We start from the raw sequence: 2,956 nt of genomic DNA, 5'->3' as shown, positions 1-2,956 counted from the left end.
GACTCAATTGGAATACGGCACAACGCGAGAACTCAACCTGTAACGAGACAGACTCGTTATAGGGTCAAGCGAACAAGTGCATGTGGTGGATGCCTTGGCGATCACAGGCGATGAAGGACGCGGTAGCCTGCGAAAAGCTACGGGGAGCTGGCAAACAAGCTTTGATCCGTAGATGTCCGAATGGGGAAACCCACTCCTTTTGGAGTATCCATGGCTGAATACATAGGCCATGCGAAGCGAACGCGGTGAACTGAAACATCTAAGTAACCGCAGGAAAAGAAATCAACCGAGATTCCCAAAGTAGTGGCGAGCGAAATGGGATGAGCCTTGCACTCTTTATTTGTATTGTTAGCCGAACGCTCTGGAAAGTGCGGCCATAGCAGGTGATAGCCCTGTAGGCGAAAACAGTATGAAAGAACTAGGTGTGCGACAAGTAGGGCGGGACACGTGAAATCCTGTCTGAAGATGGGGGGACCATCCTCCAAGGCTAAATACTCGTGATCGACCGATAGTGAACCAGTACCGTGAGGGAAAGGCGAAAAGAACCCCGGGAGGGGAGTGAAATAGATCCTGAAACCGCATGCATACAAACAGTCGGAGCCTCGTAAGGGGTGACGGCGTACCTTTTGTATAATGGGTCAGCGACTTACGTTCAGTAGCAAGCTTAACCGTATAGGGCAGGCGTAGCGAAAGCGAGTCCGAATAGGGCGTTCAGTTGCTGGGCGTAGACCCGAAACCAGGTGATCTATCCATGGCCAGGATGAAGGTGCGGTAACACGTACTGGAGGTCCGAACCCACTAACGTTGAAAAGTTAGGGGATGAGCTGTGGATAGGGGTGAAAGGCTAAACAAACCTGGAAATAGCTGGTTCTCTCCGAAAACTATTTAGGTAGTGCCTCGTGTCTCACCTTCGGGGGTAGAGCACTGTCATGGTTGGGGGGTCTATTGCAGATTACCCCGCCATAGCAAACTCCGAATACCGAAGAGTGCAATCACGGGAGACAGACATCGGGTGCTAACGTCCGGTGTCAAGAGGGAAACAACCCAGACCGCCAGCTAAGGTCCCCAAATATAGCTAAGTGGGAAACGAAGTGGGAAGGCTAAAACAGTCAGGAGGTTGGCTTAGAAGCAGCCACCCTTTAAAGAAAGCGTAATAGCTCACTGATCGAGTCGTCCTGCGCGGAAGATGTAACGGGGCTAAGCTATATACCGAAGCTGCGGATGCGAGCTTTGCTCGCATGGTAGGAGAGCGTTCCGTAAGCCTGCGAAGGTGCGTTGAAAAGCGTGCTGGAGGTATCGGAAGTGCGAATGCTGACATGAGTAGCGATAAAGGGGGTGAAAGGCCCCCTCGCCGTAAGCCCAAGGTTTCCTACGCAACGTTCATCGGCGTAGGGTGAGTCGGCCCCTAAGGCGAGGCAGAAATGCGTAGCTGATGGGAAGCAGGTCAATATTCCTGCACCATTGTTAGATGCGATGGGGGGACGGATCGCGGAAGGTTGTCCGGGTGTTGGAAGTCCCGGTCGCTGCATTGGAGAAGGCGCTTAGGCAAATCCGGGCGCAGGATTCAAGGGTGTGGCGCGAGCTCCTTCGGAAGCGAAGCAATTGGAAGTGGTTCCAAGAAAAGCCTCTAAGCTTCAGTCTAACGATGACCGTACCGCAAACCGACACAGGTGGGCGAGATGAGTATTCTAAGGCGCTTGAGAGAACTCGGGAGAAGGAACTCGGCAAATTGGTACCGTAACTTCGGGATAAGGTACGCCCTTGTAGCTTGATGCGCCTGCGCGCAGAGGGTGAAGGGGTTGCAATAAACTGGTGGCTGCGACTGTTTAATAAAAACACAGCACTCTGCAAACACGAAAGTGGACGTATAGGGTGTGACGCCTGCCCGGTGCCGGAAGATTAAATGATGGGGTGCAAGCTCTTGATTGAAGTCCCGGTAAACGGCGGCCGTAACTATAACGGTCCTAAGGTAGCGAAATTCCTTGTCGGGTAAGTTCCGACCTGCACGAATGGCGTAACGATGGCCACACTGTCTCCTCCCGAGACTCAGCGAAGTTGAAGTGTTTGTGATGATGCAATCTACCCGCGGCTAGACGGAAAGACCCCATGAACCTTTACTGTAGCTTTGCATTGGACTTTGAACCGATCTGTGTAGGATAGGTGGGAGGCTATGAAACCGGAACGCTAGTTTCGGTGGAGCCGTCCTTGAAATACCACCCTGGTTTGTTTGAGGTTCTAACCTTGGCCCGTGATCCGGGTCGGGGACAGTGCATGGTAGGCAGTTTGACTGGGGCGGTCTCCTCCCAAAGCGTAACGGAGGAGTACGAAGGTACGCTAGGTACGGTCGGAAATCGTGCTGATAGTGCAATGGCATAAGCGTGCTTAACTGCGAGACCGACAAGTCGAGCAGGTGCGAAAGCAGGTCATAGTGATCCGGTGGTTCTGTATGGAAGGGCCATCGCTCAACGGATAAAAGGTACTCTGGGGATAACAGGCTGATACCGCCCAAGAGTTCATATCGACGGCGGTGTTTGGCACCTCGATGTCGGCTCATCTCATCCTGGGGCTGTAGCCGGTCCCAAGGGTATGGCTGTTCGCCATTTAAAGAGGTACGTGAGCTGGGTTTAAAACGTCGTGAGACAGTTTGGTCCCTATCTGCCGTGGGCGTTGGATATTTGAAGGGGGCTGCTCCTAGTACGAGAGGACCGGAGTGGACGAACCTCTGGTGTACCGGTTGTCACGCCAGTGGCATCGCCGGGTAGCTATGTTCGGAAGAGATAACCGCTGAAAGCATCTAAGCGGGAAACTCGCCTTAAGATGAGATATCCCTGGGGACTAGATCCCCTTGAAGGGTCGTTCGAGACCAGGACGTTGATAGGTCAGGTGTGTAAGCGCAGTAATGCGTTCAGCTAACTGATACTAATTGCCCGTAAGGCTTGATCCTATAACAAGTCTG

The 2,956-nt window shown here is 52.8% G+C and carries 1 rRNA gene; it reads left to right on the top strand.

From position 1 onward, the window contains the following. The first annotated feature begins 62 nt into the window (after positions 1 to 62). Positions 63 to 2,944, top strand: a 23S ribosomal RNA gene (locus DID98_RS35290). Positions 2,945 to 2,956 lie beyond the last annotated feature (12 nt).

It is taken from the genome of Burkholderia sp. Bp8984, from assembly GCF_003853755.1.
Taxonomy (GTDB): Bacteria; Pseudomonadota; Gammaproteobacteria; order Burkholderiales; family Burkholderiaceae; genus Burkholderia.
The sequence above is the reverse complement of the archived record's forward strand: the minus strand, read 5'-3'. Positions and strand labels throughout refer to the sequence as shown.